Origin of the sequence: Streptomyces sp. SID11385 (assembly GCF_010548245.1) — a bacterium.
Lineage (GTDB): Bacteria > Actinomycetota > Actinomycetes > Streptomycetales > Streptomycetaceae > Streptomyces.
The window spans coordinates 1-5,588 of record NZ_JAAGLR010000113.1 but is presented as its reverse complement, the minus strand read 5'-3'; the positions used below and the strand labels follow the sequence as shown (position 1 = coordinate 5,588).

The window sequence follows — 5,588 nt, the reverse complement described above, 5'->3', positions numbered from 1 at the left end:
CGGCCTCGTCGGGGCCGCCGCTCGCGCTGCCGAGCGTCGAGGCCCAGACGACGGCCTCGGCCCCCGAGAGCCGCAGCTCCTCGGCGGCCTCCCCGGCGAGCGCCTCGCCCGGCCACCCCGCCTCGCCGCCGCGCGCCGGGACGTGCACGAGCGGCAGCCGGATGTCGCTCGCGAGCGTCTGCTCGATACGCGGGTAGTCGTCCTCCGCCGCGTGGCCGGGATAGAGAAAGCCGAGTGCGGTCACGTCACTGCTCCCTTGGGTACGGGTACGGTCCCCGCCCCCCAAAGGGGCACGGGGCCTTCGCCTTGCCTGTGTGCGTCTGCCCGCTCACCGCCCGCCACACCTGCCCGTACCGGACTTTTCCGGCCTCGCCTCCAGGGTCGCGCGGACCGGGGCGGCACGCACGGCGAGCACGCGACGGGCGCGCGGTGCGTGCGCCACGCCCCCGCCGCGCACGCACCGCGTGCACACAGCGAGAGGAAGATCCGCAAATCTCCCTTGTATGACAACAGGAAGGTCACCCTCAGGCCACCATCGCATCACAGCCGCCAGGGCATCCGCATAGTTCTGGCCGCTCGGGAAGGCGACCCCCTCGTATCCATGCGCTGTATCCATGCGCTGTACGACGCGGAGGTAACACACCATGGCCGAGTTCCCTCATCTGTCCCGCCGGGGCTTCCTGACCCGCACGGCGGCGGTCGGAGGCGCACTGACGGTGTCCGGTTTCCTCGCCGCGTGCAGCAAGACGGACTCGGGCGGCTCGGGGGGCGAAACGGGCCTCGCCAAGCTGAAGAAGCAGGGATACGTGAAGGTCGCGTACGCCAACGAGGCCCCGTACGGGTACAAGGAGGACGGCAAGCTCAAGGGCGAGGCCCCGACGCTGCACGCCGCGATCTTCAAGGCGCTCGGCGTGCCCGAACTGCGGCCCACGTTCACGGAGTTCGACGGGCTGATTCCCGGTCTCCAGGCCGGTAAGTACGACGTGATCAGCGCGGGCATGGCGATCACCCCGGAGCGCTGCGAGAACGCCCTGTTCTCCGAGCCGGAGTTCATCTCGCCGACCGCGATGCTCGTCAAGAAGGGCAACCCGAAGAAGCTCACCGACCTCGCGTCCGCGAAGGCGTCCGGGGCGACGCTCGGCGTCATGTCCGGTGCGGTGGAGAAGAGTTACGTGGAGGGCGCGGGCATCTCGGGCGGCAAGATCAAGTCGCTCCAGAAGCAGCAGGACGGCGCCGACGCGGTCAAGACGGGCCGCGTGGACGCTTTCGTGCTCACCGGGATCTCGCTGCGCTGGCTCGTCAAGAACAACCCCGGCCTGGAGGTCGTCGCGCCCTTCGTGCCCGAACTCGACGGCAAGAAGCAGTACTCGCCGGGCGGCGCGGTCTTCCGCAAGGGCAGCGAGGAACTGCGCGACGCGTTCAACAAGGAGCTGAAGAAGATCACTTCGGACGAGGCGGAGTTCGTGCGGCTGCTCAAGCCCTACGGCTTCGGCGCGAGCGAGGTCCCCCCGGCGAACCTGCGGACGGCGACGCTGTGCAAGGCGTGAGCTTCCCCGTACCGACCCCGCGCGCCGTCCCGGAACGGTGGCGTGCGGCCCGGACAAAGGCCCTGATCCATGGGTGACTTCTTCTCCCTCTTCTTCGACAGCCTCGACGACGTCGGCTCCGGTCTGTGGGTGACCGTGCAGGCGACCGTGCTCGGCGCGCTCGTCGCCTTCGCGCTCTCCTTCGTCTTCGGTTTCATGGCGAACAGCAGGCACCTGCTCGTGCGCGGTGTCTCGCGGGTCATCGTGGAGTTCTTCCGCGGGACCTCGCTCTACGTACAGGTCTTCTGGCTCTTCTACGCGCTGCCGCTGCTCACCGGCTACGAGATCGATCCGCTCTTCTGCGGCGTCGTCGCCTTCGGCATCAACTACGGGGCGTACGGCTCCGAAGTGGTGCGCGGGGCGCTCAACGCCGTGCCGCGCGCGCAGTTCGAGGCGGCCGTGGCACTCAACTTCTCGCCCGCGCAGCGGATGCGGAAGGTGATCCTGCCGCAGGCGTGGGTGCAGATGATCCCCTCGTTCACCTCGCTGCTCATCATGCTGCTCAAGGCGACGCCGCTGCTCTGGCTCATCACGGCCGTGGACATCACGGCGGTCGTGCAGCAGATGCGTGACCGCACGGGGGCCACCGCGCCCGCCTATCTCACGCTCCTCGTCATCTACTTCGTCCTCGCCTACCTGCTCACGCTCGGCATGAACGCGCTGGAGCGCGCCGCGAAGAAGCGGCTCGGGCAGCACGAGGGCGCGCGCGGTGTGCTGCGCAGCCGCAGCGCGGCACCGGCTCTCGCGGACGGGAGTGCCAAGTGAACTACGAATGGAAATGGGACGCGGTCTCCGACTCGTTCCCGCTCCTGCTCGACGGCTTCTGGACGACGCTGCTCGCCACCGTGCTCGGCTCGCTCGTCGCCGCCGTGCTCGGCCTGCTCGTCGCGATGGCGAGCCGGGGGCCCGCGTGGGTGCGGCTGCCCGTGAAGGCGGTCACCGAGTTCATCCGCTCGACGCCGCTGCTGGTCCAACTCGTCGGCGTGTACACCTTCTTCGGCTCGGTGGACCCGCTCACGCTCGGCATCCTCGTGCTCGGCGTCCACTACGCCACGTACATGGGCGAGGCGTACCGCGCCGGGATCGACGCGGTGCCGAAGGGGCAGTGGGAGGCGGCCCGCGCGCTGTCGCTCTCGCCCGGGCGCACGTGGGGTGCCGTCGTGCTGCCGCAGGCGGTCCGCAACGTCCTCCCGGCGCTCGGCAACTACGCCATCGCCATGTTCAAGGAGACCCCGTACCTCGCCGTGATCACGGTGGGCGACATGGTCCTGCACGCCCGCGAGTACGGCTCCGAGCACTTCGCGTACGCGGAGGTCTTCACCCTCGCGGGACTGATCTTCCTGGTGGCGAGCTACCCGACGTCGCTGCTGATGAGAAAGCTGGAGAAACGCCTTGGCCACTGAACCCGCGCAGCCGACCCCCGCGGAGCCGACTCCCGCCCGGGCGGCCGGCGACAGCCCCGTACCGCCCGCCCGCGCCGAAACGGCGCCGCTCGAAAAGAAGGACACCGGGGCCGCCGAACTGATCCGTTTCGACAAGGTCGTCAAGCGCTTCGGCGACAACACCGTCCTCGACCACCTCGACTTCTCCGTCCGCAAGGGTGAGCACGTCACGCTCATCGGGCCCTCCGGTTCGGGCAAGACGACGATCCTGCGGCTCCTGATGACCCTGGAGCAGGTGAGCGAGGGCGTGGTGTGGGTGGACGGTGAGCCGCTGAGCCACGAGCGCAGGCCGGACGGCTCGCTCAAGCCCGCGTCCGAGAAGTACCAGCGCCAGTCGCGCAAGAAGATCGGCATGGTCTTCCAGCAGTTCAACCTCTTCCCGAACATGAACGTGCTGCGGAACATCACCGAGGCGCCCGTCTCGGCGCTCGGCGTCCCGAAGCCGGAGGCGGAGGCGCGCGCCCGCGAACTGCTGGACCTCGTGGGGCTCGGCGACAAGGCCGACGCGCACCCGACCCAGCTCTCCGGCGGGCAGCAGCAGCGCGTGGCGATCGCCCGCGCGCTCGCGATGAAGCCGGACATCCTGCTTCTGGACGAGGTCACCTCGGCGCTCGACCCGGAGCTGGTGGCGGGCGTGCTCGACGTCCTGCGGGACATCGCCCGTACGACCGACATCACGCTCCTGTGCGTGACCCACGAGATGAGCTTCGCGCGCGACATCTCCGACCGCGTCCTCATGTTCGACGCGGGCCGCATCGTCGAGTCGGGGCCGCCCTCGCAGATCTTCGGCGAGCCGAGGGAGGAGCGGACGCGGGAGTTCCTGCGGGCGGTGCTCTGATCCTCGCGGGGTCTCCTGACGGGGTCTCCTGACCGGATCTCCTGACCGGATCTCCTGACGGAATCTCCCGACGGGAGGGGGTTCGCGCCGCCCCCTCCCGTGCCAGGCCCCCAATCCCCCCAAGTACCACCCCCGCGCGCCCCCATCGCACTATCGTGGCGGCAGTCGGGATTCGACCGGCCCACCACGCCGCCGCAGGGGGACACCGTGCCTTCGACCTCCGTACCGCCAAGGACCCGCGCCCAGCAGTCGGTGCAGGACGCCCTGCGGGTGCTCGAAGCGCTCTCGCGCCGCGCGGGCGGTGCCCGTACCGCCGAGCTGTCCGCCGAGACGGGGCTGGACGCGGACCGGCTCGGCGCGCTCCTCGCGATGCTGTGCGGCCAGGGCTACGCGCGCCGGCTCGACGACGGCGGCTACGTGACGGGCGAGTCGCTCTCGCTGCTCGGCGGCTCCTCGCTCAACAGCGAGTTCGCGATCCGCAGCCACCTCCAGGGGCTCCTGGACCGGCTGCGCGAGGAGGTGAACGCCGCCGTGTACGTGGGCCGCTACGTGGACGGCGAGATCACCGTCACGGGCGTCGCCGACGCCCCCGAGACCCCGCGCGTCCACGAGTGGGTCGACTTCCGCTCGACGGGCCACGCGAGCGCGGTCGGCAAGGCGCTCCTCTCCCAGCTCGGCCCCGACGCCCGCCGCGAGCACCTCTCGCGCCACCGCCCGGCCCGCTTCACCGCCCGCACCATCACCGACACCCGCGCCCTCTTCAGCAGGCTGGAGGCGCAGACGCCCGTCGTGCCCGTGCTCGACGTGCAGGAGTACGCGGTCGGCACGGTGTGCGCGGCGGTCCCGATGAGCACGGGCCCCACGGTCGGCTGCCTCGCCGTCTCCCTGCCCGCGCGGCACGCCCACCGCCTGCACGCGGCGGCCGCGGCGCTGAGCAGGGGTTCGACCCCGGTCCTGCTCTCGCTGACGATCTGAGCCGCACGCCGGGGGTGGCGGCGCGGGGGCGTCCTGGGCGGTCACGCCGGGTGGTCGCACGGGTGGTCGGGAGCACCCCGAAACCTTGGGTATGATTTCCGAGTCAGCAGGCGCCGCTAGCTCAGTTGGTTAGAGCAGCTGACTCTTAATCAGCGGGTCCGGGGTTCGAGTCCCTGGCGGCGCACCGACAGAGAAGGCCCCCCGAGCAATCGGGGGGCCTTTCTCGTGCTCACGTCTCCCGCTCACGACTTCGCCGCGAGCGCCACCGTCAGGGCCCGCACCATCGCTCTCCGCTCCGAGGGATCGTCCCCCAGCAGTCCCCGCTCCGTGAGCCCCGTCACCGTGCGTTCCACCGCGTCCAGCAGGGCCACCTGCGGGGCCGGGGCGGTGTGCAGGACGCGGACGGTGTGGACCTTGAGGCCCACGGCCGCCGCGTCGGCGGCGACCCGTGCGGTGAGCGCCGTCTCGTCGCGTACCGCCCCGGCGGCGGACTCGACCGCGTCGCACAGGTAGTCCGCCGCGTTCTCGACCGCGAAGGCGGCGCGGGCGGGCGCGGCGACCTGCCAGACGACGAGCAGGGAGACCCGCTCGCCCTCGCCGGCCACGAAGGGCCCGCCGCGCCAGTGCCGCAGCGTGAGGTCCACCGGGACGCGGCGCGGCAGCGGGTCGGCCCACACGAGCCCCGTGCGCCGCACCGTCCCCCGGTAGCGTCCCGCGAGGGTGAGGACGTACGCGGTGCCGGGGCGG

Annotated in this window: 6 protein-coding genes, 1 tRNA gene and 1 pseudogene; 6 read left to right on the top strand and 2 right to left on the bottom strand. The window is 71.2% G+C overall.

The window, feature by feature from the left end:
• Positions 1-244, bottom strand: a pseudogene (locus G3I42_RS03845) (decarboxylase); the annotation flags it as partial.
• 400 nt (positions 245-644) lie between these two features.
• Between G3I42_RS03845 and ehuB the strand changes: the two are divergent.
• From ehuB to G3I42_RS03815, 6 genes are all read left to right on the top strand, one after another.
• Positions 645-1,547 carry an ectoine/hydroxyectoine ABC transporter substrate-binding protein EhuB gene (ehuB, locus tag G3I42_RS03840; protein WP_164282431.1) on the top strand — a complete coding sequence of 301 codons (903 nt, stop codon included), beginning with the start codon at positions 645-647 and terminating at the stop codon, positions 1,545-1,547.
• Between the two features lie 69 nt (positions 1,548-1,616).
• Positions 1,617-2,351: an ectoine/hydroxyectoine ABC transporter permease subunit EhuC gene (ehuC, locus tag G3I42_RS03835; protein ID WP_164282430.1), complete on the top strand. Its 735-nt coding sequence runs from the start codon at positions 1,617-1,619 to the stop codon at positions 2,349-2,351.
• Positions 2,348-2,989 (top strand): ectoine/hydroxyectoine ABC transporter permease subunit EhuD, encoded by a 642-nt coding sequence (gene ehuD, locus G3I42_RS03830; protein ID WP_164282429.1) that lies wholly within the window; start codon positions 2,348-2,350, stop codon positions 2,987-2,989. The genes ehuC and ehuD overlap by 4 nt, the downstream gene beginning before the upstream one ends.
• A 118-nt stretch (positions 2,990-3,107) precedes the next feature.
• A complete protein-coding gene (gene ehuA, locus G3I42_RS03825) occupies positions 3,108-3,866 on the top strand; it encodes an ectoine/hydroxyectoine ABC transporter ATP-binding protein EhuA (protein ID WP_239096248.1) in 759 nt (252 codons plus the stop codon).
• A 252-nt stretch (positions 3,867-4,118) separates the two neighbouring features.
• A complete protein-coding gene (locus G3I42_RS03820) occupies positions 4,119-4,841 on the top strand; it encodes an IclR family transcriptional regulator C-terminal domain-containing protein (RefSeq protein WP_164282432.1) in 723 nt (240 codons plus the stop codon).
• A gap of 110 nt (positions 4,842-4,951) precedes the next feature.
• Positions 4,952-5,025: transfer RNA gene (locus G3I42_RS03815), tRNA-Lys, on the top strand.
• A gap of 58 nt (positions 5,026-5,083) precedes the next feature.
• On the opposite strand, the gene G3I42_RS03810 is transcribed toward G3I42_RS03815, so the two are convergent.
• Positions 5,084-5,588, bottom strand: a 505-nt coding sequence (locus tag G3I42_RS03810) for a hypothetical protein (protein WP_164282427.1), incomplete at its 5' end; no start/stop codon positions are given.